17 protein-coding genes and 1 tRNA gene are annotated in these 23,943 nt (G+C 44.8%); 6 read left to right on the top strand and 12 right to left on the bottom strand.

The genetic code is table 11. From position 1 onward, the window contains the following. Positions 1-36 precede the first annotated feature (36 nt). The gene (gene dnaG / locus KSW37_RS06365; RefSeq protein ID WP_022120744.1) at positions 37-1,998 is read left to right on the top strand and encodes a DNA primase; all 1,962 of its coding nucleotides are present in this window, start codon (positions 37-39) and stop codon (positions 1,996-1,998) included. A 70-nt stretch (positions 1,999-2,068) separates the two neighbouring features. Continuing rightward, complete coding sequence (cls, locus tag KSW37_RS06370; RefSeq protein WP_217313662.1) at positions 2,069-3,493, top strand: cardiolipin synthase; 1,425 nt, start codon at positions 2,069-2,071, stop codon at positions 3,491-3,493. Positions 3,494-3,540: 47 nt separating this feature from the next. On the opposite strand, the gene KSW37_RS06375 is transcribed toward cls, so the two are convergent. The 3 genes from KSW37_RS06375 to KSW37_RS06385 form a co-directional block, all read right to left on the bottom strand. After that, on the bottom strand, positions 3,541-4,071 hold the full coding sequence (locus KSW37_RS06375; protein WP_006847080.1) for an RsmD family RNA methyltransferase: 531 nt from the start codon (positions 4,069-4,071) through the stop codon (positions 3,541-3,543). Positions 4,072-4,151: 80 nt separating this feature from the next. After that, positions 4,152-4,961, bottom strand: coding sequence for a DUF3822 family protein (locus KSW37_RS06380; RefSeq protein WP_006847081.1), 810 nt, complete (start codon positions 4,959-4,961; stop codon positions 4,152-4,154). Positions 4,962-4,966: 5 nt separating this feature from the next. After that, positions 4,967-5,446, bottom strand: a complete 480-nt coding sequence (locus KSW37_RS06385; RefSeq protein ID WP_217313661.1) for a type IV pilin protein — start codon at positions 5,444-5,446, stop codon at positions 4,967-4,969. A gap of 77 nt (positions 5,447-5,523) precedes the next feature. On the opposite strand from KSW37_RS06385, the gene KSW37_RS06390 reads away from it, so the two are divergent. Next, positions 5,524-7,053: an ATP-dependent DNA helicase gene (locus KSW37_RS06390; protein ID WP_153092892.1), complete on the top strand. Its 1,530-nt coding sequence runs from the start codon at positions 5,524-5,526 to the stop codon at positions 7,051-7,053. Positions 7,054-7,114: 61 nt separating this feature from the next. Here the strand turns inward: KSW37_RS06390 and KSW37_RS06395 are convergent, their stop codons facing one another. The 4 genes from KSW37_RS06395 to KSW37_RS06410 form a co-directional block, all read right to left on the bottom strand. After that, positions 7,115-7,930 (bottom strand): DUF6266 family protein, encoded by an 816-nt coding sequence (locus KSW37_RS06395; RefSeq protein ID WP_367397547.1) that lies wholly within the window; start codon positions 7,928-7,930, stop codon positions 7,115-7,117. Between the two features lie 183 nt (positions 7,931-8,113). Further along, positions 8,114-9,997, bottom strand: a complete 1,884-nt coding sequence (locus tag KSW37_RS06400) for a DUF3987 domain-containing protein (protein WP_153092893.1) — start codon at positions 9,995-9,997, stop codon at positions 8,114-8,116. Positions 9,998-10,115: 118 nt separating this feature from the next. Continuing rightward, positions 10,116-10,703: a BT4734/BF3469 family protein gene (locus KSW37_RS06405; protein ID WP_194252962.1), complete on the bottom strand. Its 588-nt coding sequence runs from the start codon at positions 10,701-10,703 to the stop codon at positions 10,116-10,118. After that, positions 10,694-11,140, bottom strand: coding sequence for a helix-turn-helix domain-containing protein (locus KSW37_RS06410; protein ID WP_153092895.1), 447 nt, complete (start codon positions 11,138-11,140; stop codon positions 10,694-10,696). The genes KSW37_RS06405 and KSW37_RS06410 overlap by 10 nt, the downstream gene beginning before the upstream one ends. Before the next feature lie 334 nt (positions 11,141-11,474). Here KSW37_RS06410 and KSW37_RS06415 point away from each other — a divergent pair, with 334 nt between their 5' ends. Beyond that, positions 11,475-12,317 (top strand): Abi family protein, encoded by an 843-nt coding sequence (locus KSW37_RS06415; protein ID WP_153083773.1) that lies wholly within the window; start codon positions 11,475-11,477, stop codon positions 12,315-12,317. A gap of 26 nt (positions 12,318-12,343) precedes the next feature. On the opposite strand, the gene KSW37_RS06420 is transcribed toward KSW37_RS06415, so the two are convergent. Continuing rightward, positions 12,344-13,510, bottom strand: coding sequence for a hypothetical protein (locus KSW37_RS06420; RefSeq protein ID WP_153083751.1), 1,167 nt, complete (start codon positions 13,508-13,510; stop codon positions 12,344-12,346). After that, complete coding sequence (locus KSW37_RS06425; protein WP_153092896.1) at positions 13,498-15,663, bottom strand: Piwi domain-containing protein; 2,166 nt, start codon at positions 15,661-15,663, stop codon at positions 13,498-13,500. Before KSW37_RS06425 ends, KSW37_RS06420 begins: the two co-directional genes overlap by 13 nt. Before the next feature lie 643 nt (positions 15,664-16,306). Between KSW37_RS06425 and KSW37_RS06430 the strand changes: the two genes are divergently transcribed. Both KSW37_RS06430 and KSW37_RS06435 read left to right on the top strand, forming a co-directional pair. Beyond that, on the top strand, positions 16,307-18,754 hold the full coding sequence (locus tag KSW37_RS06430; protein ID WP_153092897.1) for a site-specific DNA-methyltransferase: 2,448 nt from the start codon (positions 16,307-16,309) through the stop codon (positions 18,752-18,754). A gap of 7 nt (positions 18,755-18,761) precedes the next feature. Continuing rightward, positions 18,762-21,281: a DEAD/DEAH box helicase gene (locus KSW37_RS06435; protein ID WP_217313659.1), complete on the top strand. Its 2,520-nt coding sequence runs from the start codon at positions 18,762-18,764 to the stop codon at positions 21,279-21,281. Positions 21,282-21,527: 246 nt separating this feature from the next. Here KSW37_RS06435 and KSW37_RS06440 read toward each other — a convergent pair. The 3 genes from KSW37_RS06440 to KSW37_RS06450 form a co-directional block, all read right to left on the bottom strand. After that, positions 21,528-21,609 (bottom strand) — tRNA-Tyr (locus KSW37_RS06440). Between the two features lie 151 nt (positions 21,610-21,760). Next, entirely contained in the window at positions 21,761-23,068 is a 1,308-nt protein-coding gene (locus KSW37_RS06445) for an ABC transporter substrate-binding protein (RefSeq protein ID WP_228115259.1), read from the bottom strand. 80 nt (positions 23,069-23,148) lie between these two features. After that, positions 23,149-23,943, bottom strand: a complete 795-nt coding sequence (locus KSW37_RS06450; RefSeq protein WP_118201306.1) for an ABC transporter permease — start codon at positions 23,941-23,943, stop codon at positions 23,149-23,151.

Here is a 23,943-nt window from a genome sequence, read left to right on the forward strand (position 1 = left end):
TTTTGCATAGTAAAAACAGAAAAAAGAATATATATAATGATAGACAGACCGACGATAGCAAAAATTATGGATGCCACTAAGATAGAAGAGGTGGTATCTGAATTTGTTACGCTCAAGAAGCGTGGCATCAATTATGTCGGCTTGTGTCCTTTTCATAACGATTCCAATCCATCTTTCTCTGTATCTCCAACAAGAGGTATCTGTCATTGCTTTACCTGTGGAAAGGGAGGCAATGCAATCAACTTTCTGATGGAACTGGAACAGATGACCTATCCCGATGCTCTTCGCTGGCTCGCCAAGAAATATAAAATAGAGATTCAGGAACGGGAACTGACTAATGAAGAAAAACAGCGCGAGAGCGAAAGAGAATCCATGTTTATCGTCAACGATTGGGCGGCGAAATATTTTCAGGATATTCTCTTGCATGATGTGGATGGTATCGCTATCGGTATGGCCTATTTCCGAGGAAGAGGTTTCAGAGATGATATCATCAGAAAATTCCAGTTGGGTTTTGCGCTCCCTAAGCGTACTGCTCTTGCTGAAGCGGCTAAGGCGGCTGGCTATAATCCGAAATATCTGGTTGATACGGGACTCTGCTTCAAGGTGGATAAGGACGAAGCTGGCAATAAGTCGGGTGAGGATAAAATTCTTGACCGTTTCTCGGGCAGAGCCATCTTCCCCTGGTTCAGCGTGAGCGGCAAGGTGGTAGCTTTTGGCGGACGAGTGCTCGACAGCAGAACCAAGGGCATCAGCCAGAAATATGTCAACTCGCCTGATAGCGTTATCTATCATAAGGAGCGCGAACTCTATGGACTTTATCAGGCCAAGAAGGCGATAGCCAAGGAGGATTGTGTCTTTATGGTGGAAGGATATACCGATGTTATCTCGATGCATCAGTGTGGCATCGAAAATGTAGTGGCTAACTCGGGTACAGCGCTGAGCGTGCATCAGATTAGATTGCTGCACCGCTTTACCAGTAATATCGTTCTTCTCTATGACGGCGATAATGCGGGTATTCATGCTGCGCTGAGAGGTACCGATATGTTGCTCGAAGAAGAGATGAACGTAAAGGTGCTCTTTCTCCCTGACGGTAATGACCCAGACAGTTTCGCCCGCAGTCATTCGGCAGAGGAATTCAGAAGATATATTCAGGAGAATCAGACCGACTTCATACAGTTTAAGACCGATATTCTGCTACGCGGTGTGACAGACCCTGTAAAGAGAAGCCAGGCTATCAATTCGATTGTAGAGAGCATCTCGAAAATCAAGAATCAGATAACGCGCGCTTCTTATATCACCGACTGTTCTCACCGTTTGGGCGTGAACGAGGCAATCATCGTGAATGCCTTGAATAATTTTGTGCGCAACGGTATGAGTGAGCAGGTAAAGGCAGAGCGACGTGCTGCGGGATTGAAAGATTCGCCTGTAGCGGCAGCGCAGCAGGCGCAATCAGCGATGAGAGCGGTTACCCCACTGGATAAACTGCTGGAGGTAGAAGGCCTTCTGGTACAGTTGATTATTCATCATGGCGACCAGCTCATCACGGTACAGGATGTAGACGGAAATGATGTGGAGGTAGCTGTGGCCCAGTATATCAGTCTTGATTTGGGTGGAGATGGGTTCAAATTTCATAATGATTTATATAATCAGATTATGCAGGAAGCTGTGGAGCATCTCGAAAAAGAAGATGATTTTGTCGCCGAAACTTATTTTGCCAATCATCCGAATCCGGAAATCAGCAGGTTGGCAGGTTTGCCTACAGGTGACCAGGAGGTATCTACGGCTAGTCTGCAGATGAAGATGAGCGCCGATAAGCTCCGTCAGTTTGTCTTTAAAGACATCTTGAGCTTCCGTACTCATTATATTGCTCAGCGTATTATTGAGGTACAGCAGGAGTTTGCCAGGAATCCGACCAATCGTGAACTGCTGCAGGAGTTTATGAAACTCAAGCAGATGAACACGCTTCTGGCGAGCCAGGCAAACAATATCTTCAATTAACCGGAGCCTCTGTCTTGTGAGGGAGAAACTCTGTAAAGAAGTATTAGAGATTTAAAAGGAGAAATGCTATATGATTTATTTTCACTGGATATATCTGTTGCTTTATGTCGTGATAACCGTTCCGGCTATCATCACCGTTTTGATGGACAATCGTCAGCCCGCCAAGACGATGGCATGGATATTGGTCTTCTTCTTCATCCCCTTTGTGGGTATCATCTTCTATTTCTTCTTCGGACAGAATACCCGCAAGGAACGGCTTATCAGCGACCGCAGTATGGACCAGCTCACCAAGCGCTCCATGCTCGAGTTCGTAGAGCAGGAGAATCTTCACCTGCCAGACAGCAATAAACCGCTGATGAATCTCTTTGCCAACCAGAGTTGGGCGCTGCCTTTTAAAGATAATCAGGTGGATATTTATACCGATGGATATGATTTCTTCCTTACCTTATTATATAATATAGGACAGGCAAAGCATCATATTCATCTCGATACCTATATCTTCGAAGCCGATGCCTTGGGATATCTGATAGCTGATGCCTTGATTGATAAGGCGGAGCAGGGAGTTGAGGTGCGACTGATTTATGATGATGTAGGCTGCTGGAAGGTAAAGGAAGAATTCTTTGAACGTATGCGTGATGCAGGCATTGATGTACATTCGTTCATGCCAGTCCGCTTTCCGGCTTTTACGAGTAAGGTAAATTATCGTAACCACCGCAAACTCTGTGTCATAGATGGTAAGGTGGGCTTTATCGGCGGCATGAATATAGCTCTGCGCTATGTGAAGGGTGATAAGAAACAGGCTTGGCGCGATACGCATCTCCGTATTGAGGGCGGTGGCGTTTACGCCATTCAGAGAGCCTTTCTGGTAGACTGGTATTTCGTAGACCGTACATTAGTTACCAATCGCCAGTATTATCCGCCGGTCAGTGTGCATATCCACAACAATTGTCTCGTACAGATAGTTACGGGCAGTCCTATCAGTCCTTGGCCTGATATCATGCAGGGCTATGTCCGCATCCTGCTTCAGGCCCGGAAGTATGTGTATATGGAAACGCCTTATTTCCTGCCGACCGAACCTGTATTGTTTGCCATGAGAACAGCAGCTCTGGCGGGTGTGGATATCCGTCTGATGTTGCCCCGTCATGCTGATGCCAAACTGGTAGAGTGGGCATCACGTTCGTATGTGATGGAAGCGATAGAGGCTGGCGTAAAGGTTTATCTCTATACGGCAGGCTTTAATCATAGTAAATTGCTCGTAAGTGATGATAATCTCTGTACGATAGGCAGTACGAATATCGATTTCCGAAGTTTTGAGAATAATTTCGAAGCGAATGCGTTCTTCTTTGATGAGGGGATGGCGCAGCGCGTGAAGGCTGTCTATCTGCGGGATGAGGCGAAGAGTATCCTGGTAGATGATGTATCTTATTTCGTAAAACGTCCGTTCCTGCAGCGTCTTTTCGAGAGTACGGTAAGATTACTCTCGCCGCTGTTGTAACGAAAAAATCCCCGTTTGCATCTTGTCTGGTGCAAACGGGTTTTTTTTTATCTGAATATTGAGAAGTTTACGCTTCCGTAACTTCTGTGCTCCAGAAATCGTGGATGCTCGGAGAAATCATAGTCTTTGCCATGCTCAAAGACGAAGATGCCTCCTTCGTTGAGATAGTCGCCATTCAGAACGAGGTCTGGAATCTGCGGCAACTCCTTTAGGGCGTATGGAGGATCGGCAAAGATAAAGTCAAACTTCTGCTTGCAGGTCTTCAGAAAACGGAATACATCACCACGAATCAGAATATCCTTGTCTTCGCCCAACTTCTGGAAACATTGGCGTATGAAGTTGGCATGGTCGCGGTCGGCCTCTACGCTGATTACCCGGCTGCAGCCTCGTGATACCAGTTCGAGCGAAATGCTGCCCGTACCGGCAAAAAGGTCGAGGGCAGAGGTATCTTCGAAATCAATATATCCCTGCAGCACATTAAAGATGTTCTCCTTTGCAAAATCTGTTGTCGGACGCGCCTTAAACGAACGTGGAATGTCGAAATGGCGTCCCTTATATTGTCCTGTTATGATTCTCATTTGTTTTAATGTTGAATATTAAATGTTGAATGTTAAATGTTGAATGTTGAGTAGGGCTAGCGCCTTTTTGTCAACGCACTTTACTTACTTAAGTACAGCGCCATCAAATCGAATGGCAGACCTTTAATCTCTGTGATGGGCGCACGGTTGAATTCGGCGGCAGGATTCAGAATGAAGGTCTTCTTGATATAGAGTTTCGTGTTGTAGAGGAACCAGTCCTTATCCGGAACATTGCCTGATACATGCAACTCATCCTGCATCTGGTTGAATCCTAACTGCTTCCATACATAGAGAATGAAATAGAGGGCATCCTTGGCATGCTCGGCATTGAACGAGTTGAAGAATTTGAAACGGTTCTTCTCGAAACCGAAAACGTCCAGCTTCTTGTCGTGGAAATAAACATAGAGCTTGCGGTGAATGCCGGTGAAACTGCGATGATGCAGATAGTGCCACATCGGTTGCATGATAGGTGTGAAGCGGACATCCTTGAAGTTGTCTTCTACCACCATCTTCAAATCCTTGTTGATAGGGAATACCGCTACCGCATTCAGTTCCGGCTGCACTCTGTAGAGAATGGCATCGCTGTTATGACTGTTGAAGGCATGCTGATAGAGCACATCGATATCCTCTTCATGAAATTCTTCGATAGGAACCAGCAGGATAGGCGAATCGAGATATACGCGTACCTTCTGGTATCCCCGCTGCAGGAGAGTACTCTCCTTGAAAGCCTGACGCAAGTTGGCTGCCATCGAAACACCACTCTTTACTGTATAAGGTTCATAGATGAGCTGATGCTCAGCTTCACGGTCAACTACCGAAAAACTGAGGGTGTTTCTGCTCACGCGGATGGTGAGGCGTGCTTGCTGAATGTTGTTACCTTTTATTTGCATATCTGTTACCAATTACCTGCGTTGTTATTATCTGTCGTTAAATCGCCTATCTTGAGCCCGGGATAGTTGCCGGCATAGTTGGCCTCCTCTATCTTCTGCTGGATGGAACCTTCATCGAGTCCGTCGAGGAAGGTTTCATAACCGGCCCCACATTCCATCACCGGAATCTGCTTACCGCTTTTTCCTACGATAACCGTGGCAGCAAGTGTAAACTTCTTACCATCGGAATAGGGAATGTATTGGGCATCTTCCTGTAAGAACTTGCCTTTTATCAGTGTCGGGAAATCGCCTGTATATACGCCGTGTTTCGCCTTGTATTTCTCTTCAGCCTGACGTATCTGCATCAGTTTCTCCTTCACCTCTGCTTCTCTGCTAGTCATGGCTTTCTGGAAGCGGATGGGCTGGCTTACACTCAGAATACAGAGTAGCATCATGATGATGACGCATGCTCCCAAAATATAATTATTCTTTATTCTTTTTCTCATTTCAAAAAGTATTATTACTTTTGCACAGCAAATAGGTGCAGTAAATTTTCTGCAAAGATACTAAAAGTTTTCGAAATATGAACATTGAAGAGTTAAAATATCAGATATTACAGCAATTTGGCTTTCCGCCAACCCCAGAACAGGCTCAGGCACTCGATGTTTTCGTGCAGTTTATGACGGATAGTAATCCTCATGCAGTGATGATTCTCCGGGGTAGTGCGGGTACCGGTAAGACATCGCTTTCGGGTGCTATCGTTCGTACGCTCCGTGCCGTTCGCCAGAAGGTGATGCTCCTTGCCCCTACAGGTAGGGCGGCTAAGGTGTTCTCTCTGAACAGCGGGATGCCTGCCTATACCATTCATCGCCGCATCTATCGCGAAAAGGCGTTTGCCGGAGTGGATGGCCAGTTCAATCTCAATGATAATCTCTATACTGATACGCTTTTTATGGTGGATGAGGCTTCGATGATTGCCAATCTGGGATTGGGCGGAACCACCTTTGGCAGCGGTTGTCTGCTAGATGATCTGGTTCATTTTGTGTATCAGGGACGTAACGACCGCCTCTTGCTGATAGGCGATAAGGCACAGTTGCCTCCTGTTGGTGAGGAAGAATCACCAGCTCTTTCTGCTGCGATGCTCCAGGGATATGGACTGTCGGTTTATGAGTGCGATTTGAACGAGGTAGTCCGTCAGAGTCAGCAGTCGGGTATTCTCTTTAATGCTACCCGTATCCGCCAGATGATTACCCACGATGACATTACCCAACTGCCTAAAATCCGTTTCTCCGGTTTCTCGGATATCAGGGAGATGCCGGGCGCAGAACTCATCGAGGCTCTTGGCGACAGTTATCATCATGTAGGACTGGACGATACCATTGTTGTGACTCGTAGCAACAAGCGCGCCAACATCTTCAACCAGGGCATCCGCAACATGGTACTTGATAGGGAAGAGGAACTGGAGAGTGGCGACATGCTGATGATTGTGAAGAACAATTATTATTGGATGGAGGAAGAAAAAAAGAAGATAAAGGAAAGGCAATTAAGTGAAGAACGAAAAGTGAAGAGTGAAAAATTTAATACTTTAGCTAATCATACAGTTCAAAGTAACGAAGTTCCAAGTCATGAGATTCCTGCTTTCCTGGCTAATGGCGATAGGGCGAAGGTGATGAAGGTGAGTCGTCGCATCGACCTCTACGGCTTTCATTTTGCCACCCTTCTGTTGAAATTTCCCGATTATGATAATTATGAACTGGAGGCTACAGTATTACTGGACACTTTGACGAGTGAGGCTCCTGCTTTGACCCATGATCAGCAGGAACAGCTTTTCCATAAGATAGAGGAGGATTATCAGGACATACCACTGAAGGCAGACCGTATGAAGGCAATTCGGCAGGATCCGTATTTCAATGCTCTCCAAGTGAAGTTTGCCTATGCCGTTACCTGTCATAAAGCGCAGGGCGGACAGTGGTCGCATGTTTATGTAGACCAGGGCTATATGACGGATGATATGCTTACTCCCGATTATATCCACTGGCTCTATACTGCTTTCACCCGTGCCACCGAAATGCTATATCTGGTGAATTGGCCAAATACGCAGATAGAAGGATGAAGATAACAAAAAGAGGGTGTGTCATAAGTCTGTGACACACCCTCTTTGTTTAGAAATGAGGTTACTCTAGACCATCGTCACCGCTTCCTTCGCTAGGATTTGTTGGGGTGGTAGTGCTGCTGTCGCCATTGTCACCCTTGTTAGAACCCTCGTTTGGTTTGTTCTTGTCGATGACACCGTCGTTGTAGAGGATGCCGTTGGCACCTTGCTCCACACTGCCATCGCTCTTCACGTCACCTACATACACAGAGTTGCTCACGCTTGAGTTTTGCACAGAGGCAAAGGCGATGTAGCAGGAGAGAAGGTCGTCAGACCAATCGACAGGGAGTTTCAACACAGTTTTGCAATCTATACGACTCGCATCTTCGGTGGTGAATACTGCCTCGCCCTTTGTGAAATTGTAGACGAGAGGCATGGCGAAATCGTCGATGCTGGCGTGGCTCTCGTCAGAGTTGTCCTCCCAGGAAAAGGTCGCCACGTTGCTTGCCACTTTCACCGTGCAGAAACGGCCCGGCATCAAGGAGCCGCTACTCACCAATACCTTGCTAGGGTCGATACCAAAGGCGGGATACTTGCCTGCCATGCAGTTGCGCACGGTGTGGCTCATGGCCGCATTGGTGGCTGTCTGGTGCTGGGTGTAGTTGCGGAAACCCACTTTCAAATAGGCTGTCATCACCTTGACAAACTTCTGTGCCATACCAAACTTGATGCGCTGTGACATCTGTTTCTCGGTACGAGGGTTCTTGATACTCTGGGCCTTGCCACGCATGTAAGCCATGCCCTTCCAACTACCACCAACTACTGTTCCTACGGTTCCATTGAATCCACCAAGGATACCTTGTTTAATTTTTCCTATAATCTTGTTCCTTTCTTTAATATTAAATTGTTAAACACTAAATGAATTCTATCTTTATCCCCTCAAAACTAAGTTTTTCGGAGCATGTATAGACTTGGTACGGAGCAGGTACGGAGAGGGTACGGAGCAAGTCTTGTCGCCGTTGAGCTAAATCATGGTCCGTAGCCCTCGTTTCCTAACCACATTGCAAAGATACTACTTTTTTCAGCACTTTCCAAGCATCGGTAGGAGGCTGCGCTCGTCTGCGTTTTGTTGCTTAACCTTCTCATATTCTCCGTTTCCTGTTCGTTTGCATAGACCGTGCTTGTTGACATATTCGCCTACATATTTCTCGGCTGTGCGCTGAGGAATGCCAAGCTTTTTTCCGATAGAAAGAACCGTTTGGCGATTGAACTTGTCGGGAAGGTTCTCGAAGAGTCTTTCGCTCTTAGGGCTTAGTTTGATTCCCAATGTTCCGTCTTCCTCCTTGTTTGGCATAAGCGTGGCAAAGATTTTTGCGGCGTGCTGCATCAGTGTGTCGGCGATGGTTATGGCATTGTCCAAGTCTTCGTCTCGGCAAATAATGGAGGTTGTTGCATTCTCAGAGATGGAGGTTGTGGGACTTTCGGAAAGCGTTTCCTCCAATCTTGCGATACTCAAAACCATGGCGATGCGGAAGGTGCTCAGTCCCAGTCGGTAGATGCTTGCCACAAAGTCTCTGCCCAACATGTTCTTGTATTCCTCCACTAGGCTCTCGAAGTATTTGTTGAATTGCTCACCTTGTGCATCAGTCAGTTCAAACAGGATGTCATTCGAGTAGGACTGACCAGTCTTTGGCTTCATACTCTTGCTAGCAACCAAATGCTGATGGATGCGGAACACACGCTTGCCGATGGCTTCCATTTCCTCGTCGATGGTGCGCTTAGCCTTGCTGAACACGTTGTGCCATTTGGCAGGAATATCCACCTTCATGAAGAGAAAGCGGGAGAAAAGTCCGTTCTCAGGTGAAGGGATGAGGTTGTTCACCTGTCCTGGTGTACCTGTGAGATAGACCGTCCATTTAGGGTTGTGAATCTCCACGTGCTCGTTCTCCTTGCGACGTCGATAGGTGATGTCCTCATGATGGAAACCCTTGCGCAGACCATCGGAGAAATTGCCATAGTCGCTCTTGAGGGTGTTGGCGAGCGAATCAGCCTCAGTCTCGAAGGTGATGCCTTGGTCGTGGTTGTCGTGGAGGGCTTGGTAGATAGCGGTAGAGGAACAGTTGGCTGGTATCAACATTGAGCGATAAGGCGGTTCCTTGGGCATAGGCATGGCAGCGGACTTCTTGTTGCCCGAGGCACGCAGGTCAGCGAGTTGCTGTTGGTAATCGTCCACCTCCTGTTTATTGGCCTCACGTATTTCTTGCTCTATAGGACTCACCAGCTTGAGGCAAGCAGAGGTACGTCCTTTGCCGCTGGCAGCGTTTGCCACGAGGAAGGTGAAGAGGTTAGGATATACTCGCATGTCATCATAGATGGCGAAGACCTCTGGGAAGGCTCCGCTCAGAATGGTGATGGAGGCAAGCAAGAGCATGTCTTTCTCGGTAGGTGTCTTGCCCAAGGTTGTGATGTCCTTGAAGATTGGGGGCAAGTTGGTGGCTACTTTGTCGCTGAAGGTTGGCAGAGGGATGGGTTCTTCTGTGTTTGCATCATTTGCAGAGTTTGCAAGGTTTGCATCATTTGCAATGTTTGTAGAGATTGCGTTTTTTGTGCTGTTAGCATCTCCCATGGTAATATTAACCCCTGCTTCCTTGGCATAACCGAAGAAAGAAGCAATGCTGATGCCAGAATGGTTGCTGTTGGAATTGAGTCGCTTGATACAGTCGTCATAGAGTTTGTCGCATTCCTTGTGGTTGTAATCGGCATAGAATCGACTGATGTCGTGGAAGAAGCTTCTGCCTTCCTCGCCCATTTCGAGCGAGATGCCAAAGGCGATGTTGCGCCAACGGTTATAGCCTGCGGTGATGTCGATACCCATCTCCACGATACGATTGGTCACTGTGCGGATTTGTTCCGCAGTATTGATGTTAGCCCATTGCTTTGGGCTGAATGATTTATTTGTTGTCATAATTGTAATCTCCTTATACTTTTGATGTTTTTAATAACGTTATGATGCCATTTGAAGGCATTTGAATTGGCTTTCCCTTCGGCCGCCGAACGCTGTTTCTTCACTCTTCGTTCTTCACTTAAAAAGGGCATATGAGTGGGTTCACGTAACAATGTCGGTCGTAGGGTAGGAAACAGGCTCGGCTCACGTTTTTGCAAGCAGGGTCAATGTCCACTCCATAGTTCAATCGAATGTAGTTTTGCAGAGCAAGAAACCAAGTTGCATGGTCAGCCTCTTGCAAGTCTATTGCTACGATGAGCTTCAGTCCATCACCCGAAGGACTGCGGAAGGCCAGTTCCAGTTCGAAGTTTTCCTTCATCACCTCATCGTGTATGAATTGCTGCTTGAGGTCTTCCACCTGTTCGTAACCGATGTGGTCGATGTCGATGCAGAGCAGACTGGAGTGCTGGATGAGACCTTGGTCGTTGCGACTGCTGAAGGTGCCGCTTGCTAGGATGTAGTCAAACTCCTTTGCCTTGAAAGCCTTGCGCTCTTTCTCGTCGGCAATGCCACGGAGCGTGTCCGTGGCTTGCTTGTAGAGCAGAGGGTTGGTGATGTAAGTCCAAAGATGGTAGATGCTCACACGGTTGTGGCTCAACACGTTAGAGATGGGATGTCGGTAATATTGCATCCGATGCTCGTGGAGTTGGTCAATGGTCATTGGCATGGTGTGCCTCCTTCCTTTGCTGGTTGCTCGGCCTTTGGCATAACCTTGTCTTTTGGCATAGGCTTCACTCTGCTGTCTCTGTAGGATTCCTCCATGAGTCGTTGCAGGTCGCTTTCCTTGTAGTAGCATCTTCCGCCCATCTTGGCGAAGGGCAGCTTGCCGTTGGAACGGAGCGTCTGCAAGGTACGCTGACTGATGTGAAACATCTCCATCACCTCATAGTTGTCGTGCCACTGGTCGAGTGGGGTGAGGGTAGGAGCTTGCACGGCTTGTGTAGACTGCACACTTTGCACGTTTTGCAAACCTTGCAAACTTTGCAAAGGCTGCAAGGTTAGTGTTGTGGCTGGTTGTGAGTCTTGTATGCCTGTGTCTTCTTTTTTGTACGTGCCATACTGTGCTTCAGGCATCATACTGTTTATTATGTCTTTTTTGTTCATTTTCCGAACCCTAACGATGTGACGTATGGATTCGGTTGCAAAAGAACTTGGTCTATCTTGGGCGACGAAGAAATGTATTCTGGTCTGTTTTGGCCTATTTTGGTCTGGTTGGTCTAAATAGGTCTAGCTCTAAGATTTTTACGGAAAACTAAAATTTTTAAAGAAATTCTCAAAAAAGTTTGGTAGATTCGAGAGAAAGTTGTATATTTGCAGCACAAGAACCCGCCAAGCCTCTTTTTAATGCTTAAATCGGCGGGTCGTTTTATTTTTGTATGTAAATTATGATATGCAGTACAATAAACAATATACAGCCCCATCAGAGCTATTAAGAATAATGGAAGGTAGAGGTTTGGATTGTTCGGATGTATCTGATGCCGAAGCTTTGCTAAAATCAATAGGTTATTACCGATTGAGTGGCTATTTGTACCCTTTTCTTAAAATTCCTAAGGAAGAGCATCTCTTTAAGGTAAAAAGCAGTTTGGGTAAGGCAATCCAACTTTATGACTTTGATAGGGATTTGCGTTTGTTGATATTTAACCAGATTGAGCGTATAGAGATAGCTGTAAGAAGTGCAATTGTTAATATATCGTGTGCAGAGACTAACGATGTGTTTTGGATGACTAACTCTTCTTGCTTTGCTCATCTTGACAAATTTTCTAAGACAAAATCACTGATAGATAAGGAACTACAGAATACACGTGAGGATTTTATAAATCATTTCAATCATGTTTACGACAATCCTTACCCTCCATCGTGGATGATTTCAGAAATCATTCCTTTAGGTGTATTGACGAGAATATATGAAAATATAGCTAGTAACCAGCTACGTAAGAAAATAGCAAGATATTTTGGCTTGACAGTTCCTGTTTTTATTTCTTGGATGACTATAATAACATTGACAAGAAATACTTGTTGCCATCATGCGCGCCTTTGGAACAGATATTTGTCTTTGCGTGCATTGGCAATGAATCGACCAAGCTTTCCGTGGGTGTCAAATGATGTCGTGCAAGGAAAGGTGTTCTTTACCCTTTGTATATTGAAGCATTTTATAGATGTGGTCTATCCTCGAAATTCTTTCAAGCAGGATTTAGTAGAGCTATTAAAGAAGTATCCAATTGTTGATACCAAAGCAATGGGGTTTCCTGAAAAGTGGCAAGAGCAACAGTTGTGGCAATAGCTGTACTATGTGTGAAACAAGTACGGCTATTGCACCTCATTTTTTATATTGGCATATTCTTGCTCTATGTCACCTGAGTATTGATACGGTTTCAGCGACTTGGAATTACGGTTTATTGCAAGTCTGTATTTCTTAAATGCTTCACCGTTTTGCCCCATGACAACCTTGGTGCAAAATTGGTCGTATGCAGTAAGTGTATATCCTGTCTCATATTTGTCCTTTATCCATGAGAAAAAGCCTAGATAGTCGAGCATGGCTGCGGCATGAGCAGGAGCATCAAGCATCTGCTCTATTAGCTTTATAGCTTTTTCTTTTCTTCGATTATCATTGTTGGAGTCAAGGGCGACAATCTTTGGCATTTTCAAGAATTCATATTGTGTAGTGTCCTCTAAGAATCTTTCTGCCTTGTTTAGAGGGCGTTTTTCTTTTTGTTGGTTCTCTTCTGTTGCCACAAGGGCGTCCTTGTGTCGTATGACGATATTCTCCTCTTGGATTTTATCTTTCTCATTTTGATATTTGTCAAATTCTTCTTCCGTTGGAAAGACTCCTTTCCATAGGAAAACGAAATCTCCAAAGTCATCGTCAAAGTCAAGGTTACCTTGGGTATATAACAGGGGAGAGAATGTTAGGATTAAACTGAAGTATAGTTCTGTGAGCATATTTTGTAGTAATACAGCGACGTTTTTATTCTTGCCAGCTTTACATGAATCTATCTCTTTGCTATAGTCTTTGATGGTGGTCATAAGGCTTTTTATCTCTGGTCGGACAAACCGATCGTCTTTCATAATGGAATGTAGTTCCACCAAAGCCCAAATGGTGCGTCGCTTTTCCAAGTCGAGAATGGTCTTGTACATTCTTAGTGTTGGAGTTGAAATTTCTGGGCATGTCATAATGTCTGACAATACAGCTTTATACACTCTCGTATATGAATCTATCTGTGTGGAGCGATTCAAGCAGCTTATAGTATTTCTCTGCTCTCGGTCTTTGTGATATATCTCCTTTACTTGGGTCAGACTATCAAGTGCGTTGATGATGTCTTTCTCCAGTTCTAGCAAATTGCCTCTTTCCTTAGTATGGCGCAAAAGGCGCATCAACAGAGACTGCTTCTCGAATGAAACAGTCTCTGTGATAAGGTTGGGGCGAAGCTCGCCCCTTAGTATTGATTCTGTGATGGGTAAAATCATAGCATCCAAAGATTATTTTTTCCAAACTCAGTTAATTGCCCATTCGGGAAATGTGGTACAAACTTAGCGACCAGTGCTGCATACGCAATGGTGATAGGCATACTTCGCATGGAAACAGATTTCCAGTTGATGCGAGTGGTCTGATAGGTCAAGGTGACAATCTCCTTGACGTCTTGTTCTGTCAATTCCTTTTTGTTCCGTCTTCCTGGCATGATGGAAATCTTGACAGGGAACGGTCTGAGAAACGGCATTTTTTCACCAAATCCACCATATCTCTCATTGTTGTATAAGAGGTATTCGTGGCAACCTTTACGAGTGCGGAGATGTATGTATGTGCCGCTTACTGGCATCAGCACGTTGGTGCACGATGTGTCGAAAGCCATTAAGTCCTCATTGTCCGTCTCTGTGACATGGATTACAATGACAGGACAACTAACTTGACAGGTTCGCAAGGCATCCTCTATGATGTCAGACTCTTCACGATTCAGCTTCTTGTGATAATAGATGATGAGGCGTGAGGGGTGCTTGAACTTTCCGTAGAAGTTCAATATAGCCTTGATAAGGGTGGCTCTCAACTCTTCGAAGTTGCCTTTGAGACAAGCATCAAAGTTGTGTAACTCTCCCTCTTTGTCGAGGCATACTGCTGATCCGATATATTGTTGGTTGATGCCATGCTCTCTGTAAGCACCGATTCCTACAATCATATCATTCTCTTGGCTAGGATAGGCTATCTTCCATGCTTTGCCCCCTTCTTTGCCGGCTATAGCTGCTGCGATGTTGGGCACCATATAATTGATAAAACTGTTCTCATCCACTCTCTTTTTGTGAATCACTTGTGAGCCAATGTTATATTTCATCAAGAGATACTTCATGTCGTAATAGAGGTGGTAATGAGGTGATGAGACATCATCTCTGTCTACGTCTGAAATGATGATAGCAAAGTATTTCTTGTCGTGCTCGAAGTTCATCGCCGTAAGATGGTTCTCTAGTTCCGCCAAAGCATGCTCGTCGTCAGAGAACATAAAGTTCATGCCATTTGCCCAGGCATGATTGCCCATCCATATCGTATGGTATAGATAATTGTTTGTGTCGATGTCATCTGGTGACAGGCGGTTTTTGGGAGCATTCTTGGAATCCTTTCCTTGTTGGAAAATGTAGTACAAACGCCAAAGGGTAAAATTCTGAGAACGTGGACAGATAAAGAAATGTCGATGTTCTGTAGGACGCTCTGCAGCTCCAAATCTCTTGAAGCAGTAGCCTGGACTAACATTTGTCTGGTTGTTGCCAAATCTCAGCATTTTGGCTTTTTCCTCGACGATGTTGATTTTCTCTTCAGCCAGTTGAATGAAGTGGGCGTTGTTGGGCAAATCCACTCCTACGCTTTCAGTGAAAGCTGGAATGTTTATCCATTTGGATATGAAATTTCTTATGCCGTTATATTTAGTAACATATTTGTTGCCATCTCGATGGTAGTGAGTAGGGATTTTGAGTCCGCTCTTGATGCTGTGGTTTACGATGGGGTATATTTTCCCATTTGTAGCCTCCATGTGGTGTTGTCCTATTTCTGATTTCTTCAGAATCATAGTTCCTGCGATGACACGAAATTGCTCATCTTGCAGGGACTGCAAGAGGTAAATAGGTGTTTTCCCGACAAGGGATTTGCTTCCTTGTGTAATATCTAGTTGCCAACCATCCTTTATCTGGTCATTGTATCTTATGGTCAAGCCATATCGCTGGTATGTCCAGTAATTGGTACCCTCGTCCGCTTCCTTGATGTAAACTTCTATGCCACCAATGAAATCCTTCTTGCAAGGACAACCATATTGTCGAAAGTAGCGAATGATTTTTCTATATAGGTATGCCTTGGTCAAGCGAATGTCTTCCTCCGTGTTGAGGTTGTCAAGAATTAGTTCTTTTAGGGAGTTTTTCGTATCCTTCAAGTTGGCTTCTAATTCATCTTCCCAGACAGGGAAGTATACCTCGTCTATGTTTTCAGGAGCATTGAGTTTTTTCCAAATAAGTGTGTCTCGCAATTTGCTGAAATGAACGCTCCCGCTCTTGATAGATTTTTGGAGGTTAGTGCATAGACCTCCTACACCAGCGAAAAGACTGATGGCTGTAGGCTCTTTCTTTACTTTTATAGCGAATGAATTGATTTCCATCCTTTTCTCTTTTTAAAATTTGATACTTGTCCTAGTTTGCCAGAGGCATCCTTAGACGTTTTTATTTTCGCAAAGTTACGGAAAATAGTTGAGATAAAAGCAATAATTGCAGAGAAAATGCAGAGAAAATTGAAAATTAATGAGTTATTCTAAATTTTATTATTAAATTTATTGCAAAATTTGGAATAAAGTACTTCTTTATTTGTAAATGTTTGCTTTTTCTTCGTTCTTTTCCATAAAATATTGTCGATTTTCAAATAATATTTGTATCTTTGCACTTGGATTTGGTTTTGGCCATTTCCAAGACATTTTAGTAAAAACAAAGCATTGACTATTATTTCGCGTTCACAAAGAAAAAGCCTGAGAAACTGATTTCTTTTCCGCAGAAGGAGTAATCGGAATGCTGTTTGCAGTGAAGCCTCTGTTTTAGAGGAAGTTTGCTCGCACACTCATGTGTATTGTTGATGTTCATACCTATACGGTGTGGACATCCGTTCCTACATGAGTGGCGGGTTTTCATTCTCAGGCTTCCCGTGAACGCGAAAGGAAAGGGGTCCGCACCTTTTTCTTTTCTCCATCCATGATGCTCTCTCCTTGCAGCAAGCCGTCTTGATAGTTGGATGCGACTTAAAATAACTATAAGATGGCAGCGATTAATGATTTAATTGCTCGAATACAAGATCCGGAACTTCGCCTTCATGTGGCAAAGGAGGTGAAAGAGCTGACCAAGCATAAAAAGTTTGGACTTGTGTTTGAGAATCATGTGCCAGAGATGACTTTGCTCTATGACTATCCTATCAGCCGTGGATGCAAGGTGATTCGCAAGGTGGATGATGACAAAAGGCTCACAGAGGATATTCTTTGGGAGGTGATGAGTGTGTGCCGTGGGATGGCTACTTGCCACCATTCTATAACAGGTGAGGAACTGCAAGTTTCTTGCCAAGACCTCATTTGTGTGGCAAAGAATGGTGAGCCAATTTACCCTTGCCTTAAATATGTGGACTCTGTTCAAAATGCTCCCGATAGCGACCTTTGGCACACGTTGATAGAAGCGGACAATTTTCATGCTCTCCAGCTCTTGGCTTATCTTTATCCGCAACAGGTGGATTGTATCTATATAGACCCTCCCTACAATAGTGGTGCTACCGATTGGAAGTACAATAATAATTATGTAGATGGCAATGATAGTTACCGTCATAGTAAATGGTTGGCTATGATGGAGAGTCGGCTGTTGCTTACCAAGAAATTGCTGAATCCTAAGAATTCGGTGCTGATTGTAACTATTGATGAAAAGGAGTATTTGCATCTTGGATGCTTATTGGAGGAAATGTTTCCTGAGGCAAATATTCAGATGGTGAGTAGCGTAATAGCACAAAGTGGTGTGGCTAGAAGTAATTCCTTTTATCGAACAAACGAGTTTCTTTATATAGTACAATTTGGGGATAGTGCTGTTCAAAAATTACCTTTATCCGAAGAATGGGAGTTAGGGAAAAATAAAAGTCAAGGTGCTCAAGGTATAGTTTGGAATCAATTAAGAAGAACAGGAACTAATAGCTTAAGAACAGATAGGCAAAATTTGTTTTATCCTATCATTTTCAATGAAAATGCCTCTCAAATCTTGGACATAGGCGAAGCTATGCCTTTGTCAGAACATCCTTCTTCTGTAATGGAGAAAAAGGCTAATCGTTTGTTTTTATGGCCAATTAGACCGAATGGAACAGAAGGAAACTGGCAATTAGGGAAAGATGAATTAAAGGAACGTTTGTCTAAAGGTTATATAAAATGGGGAAAAATTACGAATACGGGTATCTATGTTACTTTTTTAAAAAGGGGAAGCATACAAAAAATAGAAGATAAAGAAGTAAATGTTGTTGGTAGGGATGTTGTAAGTGGAACAGTACTTGTTGATAATTCCAATTATTCTAGGTCTTTTATTCCTGGAACACAATGGAATATTGCAAATCATGATGCTAGTTATAAAGGGACACAACTTTTGTCTAAATTTATCGGCAATCGCTTCTCCTTCCCAAAATCCCTTTATGCTGTCCACGATGCCATCCGTTTCTTCGTTGCCAACAACCCAAACGCTCTCATCCTCGATTTCTTCTCGGGCAGTGGTACAACCCTTCATGCTGTTAATCTCTTGAATAAGGAGGATGGCGGACATCGCCGTTGCATCATGGTGACCAACAATGAGGTGAGTGCCGAGGAGGAAAAGGCATTCCGAGCCAAAGGTTTGCACAAGGGTGATGAGGAATGGGAGAAGTTTGGCATCGCTCGCTATGTGAACTGGCCACGTACAAAATGCTCCATTCTTGGTGTGGATGTGAATGGAAACCCAATCCAGGGAGATTACATTACTTCCAATGCGGAAGAGAAGGTGGTAAAAAGAAGTATCAAGCAAATTAGCCTTGACCTTCGTGATGATTCCTTGGGAACAAAATTGAAGAAACAAATCGTTGGCTTGATTGGCGACAAGAAGATGCCACAAAATGCGGTTAAGGCTGAATGCCCATATCTTGTGCCAGAGGATGCTAATAATGCAATCCTCTTCGACGTTACCAAGATAGACGGGTTTATGGAGGATATTCATGAGAGTATTGATACCATCTACGTGGTTACTTCTAATAATAAGGCATTCACCGCAGCCAAAAAGGAACTGGATGAATTGCCCGAAAAGACAAAGACTGTACCTGTTACGATTCCGATGGCAGAAGGCTTTGTTACAAATGCGGCTTACTATAAGTTGACTTTCCTTGATAAAGATAAGGTTTCGCTTGGCACCCAGTTGAACGAACTGCTGCCTATCTTGTGGATGAAAGCAGGTGCCCATGGTGTGTGTCCTACTCATGTGGATGGTGAGTTTATGGTATTTTCCGAGAACAAGATGGCTGTCTTGAACGATGAGTTTGCCATAGACGAGCTGAAAGAGGCATTGCGGGACAAGCCAGAGGTGGAGACCGTTTACATCATTGAAGATAGTGAGGAGAATTATCGCACGTTGGCTGCAAGCCTGAATGTTAAGCAGACTTATCAGCTTTACCGTGACTATCTCGACAACTTTAAGATTAATATAGAAAGAAAACAATAAGGCACGTATGTTAGTAGATTTATTTGAATTTCAGAATAAAGCACTTGGCAGTCTGCGAGAGCGACAGGTGAAGGCACAGCGTCGCTATAAGCAAGATGGTGAGAAGAGCATCATACCTTTTACAGCCCCTACGGGTGCTGGCAAGACCATCATCATGTCTGCATTCATTGAGGCTCTCTATACTGGAGACACCTATCAAGGGACTCAGAATGATGCCATCGTGCTATGGATAAGCGATGCACCTGAACTGAACGAGCAGAGTAAGGACAAACTCTACAAAGTGGCAGACAAGTTGAGAAATCGCCAAGTTGTGACTATAGATGAGCAGAACTTCAAGGCCGACAAACTTCAGTTGGGTACCATTTATTATGTGAATACCCAGAAATTTGGGGTAAACAGCAATCTTGTGAAGTATAGCGATAGCCGTAACTATACAGGTTGGGACTTTATGCGCAACACGATAGAGGAGTATGGTGACAAACTTGTGGTTATCATTGATGAGGCTCATCGTGGTGCCAAGCCCAATGAGATTGGTACGCAGATGAGCATCATGCAGAAGTTTGTTCTCGGTTCGGAGGCAGACAATATGCCGTCCATGCCATTGATAATCGGCATGAGTGCCACCTTGGAACGATTCAATGAATTGGTGAAATCTGCTGATTCTACGCTGTTGCCTAAGGTGGAGGTTACTCCCGATGAGGTGCGTGCGTCAGGCTTGTTGAAGGATGAGATCAAAATACACCATCCTCAGACAGGAGAGGCTTTCGCCGAGATGACCTATCTGGCGGAAGCCGCAAAGGACTGGAAAAGTAAATGCCAGCATTGGGAGGCGTATCGTCAACATGAGGATGTAGAAGTGAGACCAGCCTTGGTGGTTCAGGTAAAGAACAAAAAGGATGATAAGTTGTCTGAGACCAACCTCGACGAGTGCTTGCGCATCATTGAGGCTCATGCCGGGATTTCATTGAGAAGTGGTGAAGTGGTACATACTTTCGACACCAAGGAATTCATAACTGTCAATGGGCTTGAAGTGCGTTATCTCGACCCTTCACGAATATCGGAGTCCAAGGACGTAAAAGTCATCTTCTTCAAGGATAATCTTTCCACAGGTTGGGATTGTCCAAGGGCTGAGACGATGATGTCGTTCAAGGTGGCATCAGGTTACACCAACATCGCCCAACTGCTAGGAAGAATGGTGCGCACTCCTTTGCAGAAACGAATAGAGACTGATGATACTTTGAATGAAGTACAGCTTTTCCTTCCTAATTTTGATGCGGTTACCGTAGAACGGGTGAAGCGAGAATTGGAAGGTACGATTCCTACTCATGTGGAAACCAATCCTTCGCCTAAGCAGGAATTGAAACTTAGGGGCAACTTGCCTTGTGGACTATCACGACAGGAAGTGTTCGAGGCTATCAATGCCGCTCAGATAGATAATTATGCGATACCGCAAAAAGACGTTACGGATTATCGAAAAGCTCTTTTCAAACTTTGCCATTTGCTGGTTCGCACTCGATTGTGCAGAGATGCCGTCAATAAGCTGAAGAATGATATCGTCGGTCAGATAACTGATTTCGTCAAGGATTTGCAGGATGCTGGGACTTACCAGCAGACGATGGAGAAAATCCGCACCATGAACGATGTGGTGTTAGCTTTTGATGCCTTGGGCAAAAGCGCAAAAGAGGGCGAGGATGGCAAACTCATTCTTTCAGAGTCGGATATAGATACTTGGAGCGAGAATGTGGAAACACGTTTTGGAAAAGACGGCGTGCTGAATGCTTATCGCAAGGCTCGCCTGGATGAGTATGACAATACTGAACTGCGTTTACAATTTATCCTCTACGCTAATAATCAGTCGTGTATGGAACGTCTGGATAAGTATTGCAAGGAGGCATTCTATGAATATTACGATAAGTATCGTCAAAAGTTAGAGGCTTTTGGGGAGGAAGTGAAGCGTGAATATGAGAAGATTGTAAAGGCTCACGTATCTACTTTGCCATTCGATTTAACCTTGCCAGACTTGATGGTTACGAGCAAGCATCCTGAAGGAACAGCATTTACTGATCATTTATATGTGGATGGAGAGGGGAAGGCTGTATTTAAGTTGAATGAGTGGGAGCAAGCTGTACTTGATGTGGAACAGAAAAAAGAAGGTTTCGTTTGCTGGGTGCGAAATGTTCCTAATAAGGATGGTTTTCTATGTATTCAATATCTTAATGGCGACGAATTAAGACCGCATTTCCCTGATTTTATCGTTGTGCGTCGTGTGGATGAGCAGTTTGAGTTTGTATTGCTTGAACCTCATTATACTGGCTATGCAGACTCTGTTCCCAAATTGAAGGGAATGGCAGCATATTCAGAGCATTGTTCTGCTATTAAGCGTAATGAGATGATGCGCATTGTGGATATAGCGACTGGTAAGAAAGTGGAATCGCTCAATGCAGCTTCTTCTTTGGTTCGTAATGATATTAAGCATTTGATGAGCCAAAATGATTTGAACAATTTGTTTATAAGGTATAATAAATAGAGAATCAGGAGGCAATGATAAAGTGAGAGTCTTTGCCTCCTGTTTTAGCTTTTTAGTTCTTCAAGCACCCAATAGGCATCGCCGTATGCGGAACCGCATGTACGGTGGTGTGAGAGGTCGGTAAATGCGAAAATAGGAGACAAACGCCTACGATTAGTGTTTACCTCCTACTCGATTGTATAAAAAAAGTCCGGCTCTCTCTCGAAAGTCGGACTCTTAAATTTTTGAGTTATTTTTTGGGAAAAGTGGGTAGTGATGGATTCGAACCACCGAAGGCATAGCCAGCAGATTTACAGTCTGCCCCATTTGGCCACTCTGGTAACTACCCAAAAGCTTTATATCTCAAAAGCGAGTGCAAAGGTAATGCTTTTATTTGATATTACCAAATTTTTTCGGCACTTTTTTCTCTTTTCCTTCAAAAAATGTTCTTTTTCCCCTATAAAATAGGTTTTTTCCCTCTCTTTTACCCTTTTACTTTTTTACCTTTTTACCTTTACCACATGTCTTCTGCGGTGTTTTCTCGACAGCCTTCTGTGCTTGTAATGTTCATACTTCTTGATGGCAACGAATACCGTGAGGGCAAGGACTACGGCTAGCAGGAAGATAACGATGCCGCCGCCCAGATTGTCGCCCTTCACCTTCGACCACATATCCAATACCTCGGGAGTATGATCGCCGGCATCATGAATCATGGCGCATCGGGCTACTATGCTGCTGTCTGGATACATGATAGGGTTGAGATGGGCACTCCTGCCTTCCTCGCCAAAGAAGTAGGCCAGATTTACAGGTTTGGGATAAGCCTCAGTATCGCTCATAGCTTCTAATACCTTCTTGCCTGCCACGCTACTCACATATCCTGTAGTCTCCATATTGGCGAGTGCCACGTCTTCCTGACAGAGATAGTTGATGAAATAGGCGGCAGCCTTCGGATTGCGGGAATATTTAGGGATTACCCAACCGTCGAACCATACATTGCTTCCTTCTTTCGGTACTTCATATCCCAGTTCTACACCCACTTTCCCGGCTTCTTCAATAGCCCAGACGGCATCACCGCTCCAGGTCATGTTGAGATAGGCTTTGCCTTTGGTCATGGTCTCCTTGCCGAAGTCGGCTTCCCATCCTTCTATGTTTGGCTTCAGAGCTTTCAACTCTTTCTCTACTGCGGCTACGGCAGCGGGTGAATAGTCGTTCATCAGCTGTGGTACGGTCACCTTGCCTGTTTCCAGGTCTTTACGGTGTGCCCAGATGAGTGCGGTGCCATAGGAGTCGCGGTAGGAATCCTTCATCAGGAGTTTGCCCTGATATTTTCTGTCCCATAATGTTCCCCAGGTCTGTGCATCTTCTATAGGTACGTGTACCTTATTATATAGGATGCCACAGGTTCCCCACATGTAAGGCACGGCATAATGGTGGGCGATGCGGCCATTGTTGGAGGTAGCATCTATCTGCTCAACAATGTATGGTGATACGTTGCTGATATAGTTGGGCGTCTTGCCGAAGGCGGTGTCGATAGGTAGGAGAAGGTCTTTGCGTAGCATGCGCTCGATGATATATTCTGACGGGCATACCACGTCGTAGTCTTCATGACCTCGTTCTATCTTGGTAAGCATCACCTCATTGATGTCGAAGGTCTGGTAGATGACTCGGATCTTCTTGCCGGTCTGCTGTTCATACCATTTCGGGAAGTTGGCAAGAGCGTCTTCATCTATGTAATCAGCCCAGTTGTAAACCTTCAGAATCTCCTCACGGTTCTCTTTGTTGTAACAGGAAGAGAGCGGCAGAATCATCAGCAGGCTAAGAAAGAGAAAGACGATGGCCTTAACTTCTTTTACTCTACTGACTCCTAAAAATATCTTGTTCTTCATTCTCATTTCTTCTTATTTTTCTCAGAACGTTTGTTGATGATAATCAGCATCACCAGTACCAGTACGAAGATGATGGTACTCAGCGGACGAAGTTCTGGGGTCAGTCCTCCCTTTCTGGCATCGGCATAGATGAATGTGGAGAGGGTTTCCAGACCTTCGTTACCTATCGTGAAGATGGTGACGGCGAAGTCATCGATACTCATCGTGATGGCAAGCATGAAACCGGAAATCATACCCGGCAATATCTCTGGGATAATGACCTTGCGAAGTGCCTGCATCGGAGAGGCACCCAGATCGAGTGCCGCCTCATAGAGGTTAGGATTCATCTGCTTCAGTCTTGGCATCACACTCAGAATAACGTATGGCAGACAGAAGGTGATATGCGAGAGTACCACGGTAGTATAGCCCTGCGGAATGCCCAGCGTGATGAAGAGCAGGAAGAGCGAGATACCGATGATGATGTCGCCGTTGAGTATCGGAATGTTGTTGACAAACTGGATGGCATTACGTGCATACCGGTTGCGCAGGTTGTAGATGCCGATGGCTGTCAGGGTTCCGAAGAGCGTGGATACGGTTGCGGTAATCAGGGCGATGGTTACGGTATTGACCAGTGCCGCTGTGAGCGAATGGTGTGTACCTTCGGCAAAGAGATTCTTGTAGAGTTGTAGCGAGAAACCCGTCCAGTTGCCCATCACCTTCGCTTCGGTAAACGAGAAGATGATGATGATGAAGATAGGGGAGTAGAGTAGCAGCAGGAGCAACCAGAGATAGCCCTGGCAGAATACTTTCTTCATCAT

Origin of the sequence: Segatella copri (assembly GCF_019127135.1) — a bacterium.
Classification (GTDB): domain Bacteria; phylum Bacteroidota; class Bacteroidia; order Bacteroidales; family Bacteroidaceae; genus Prevotella.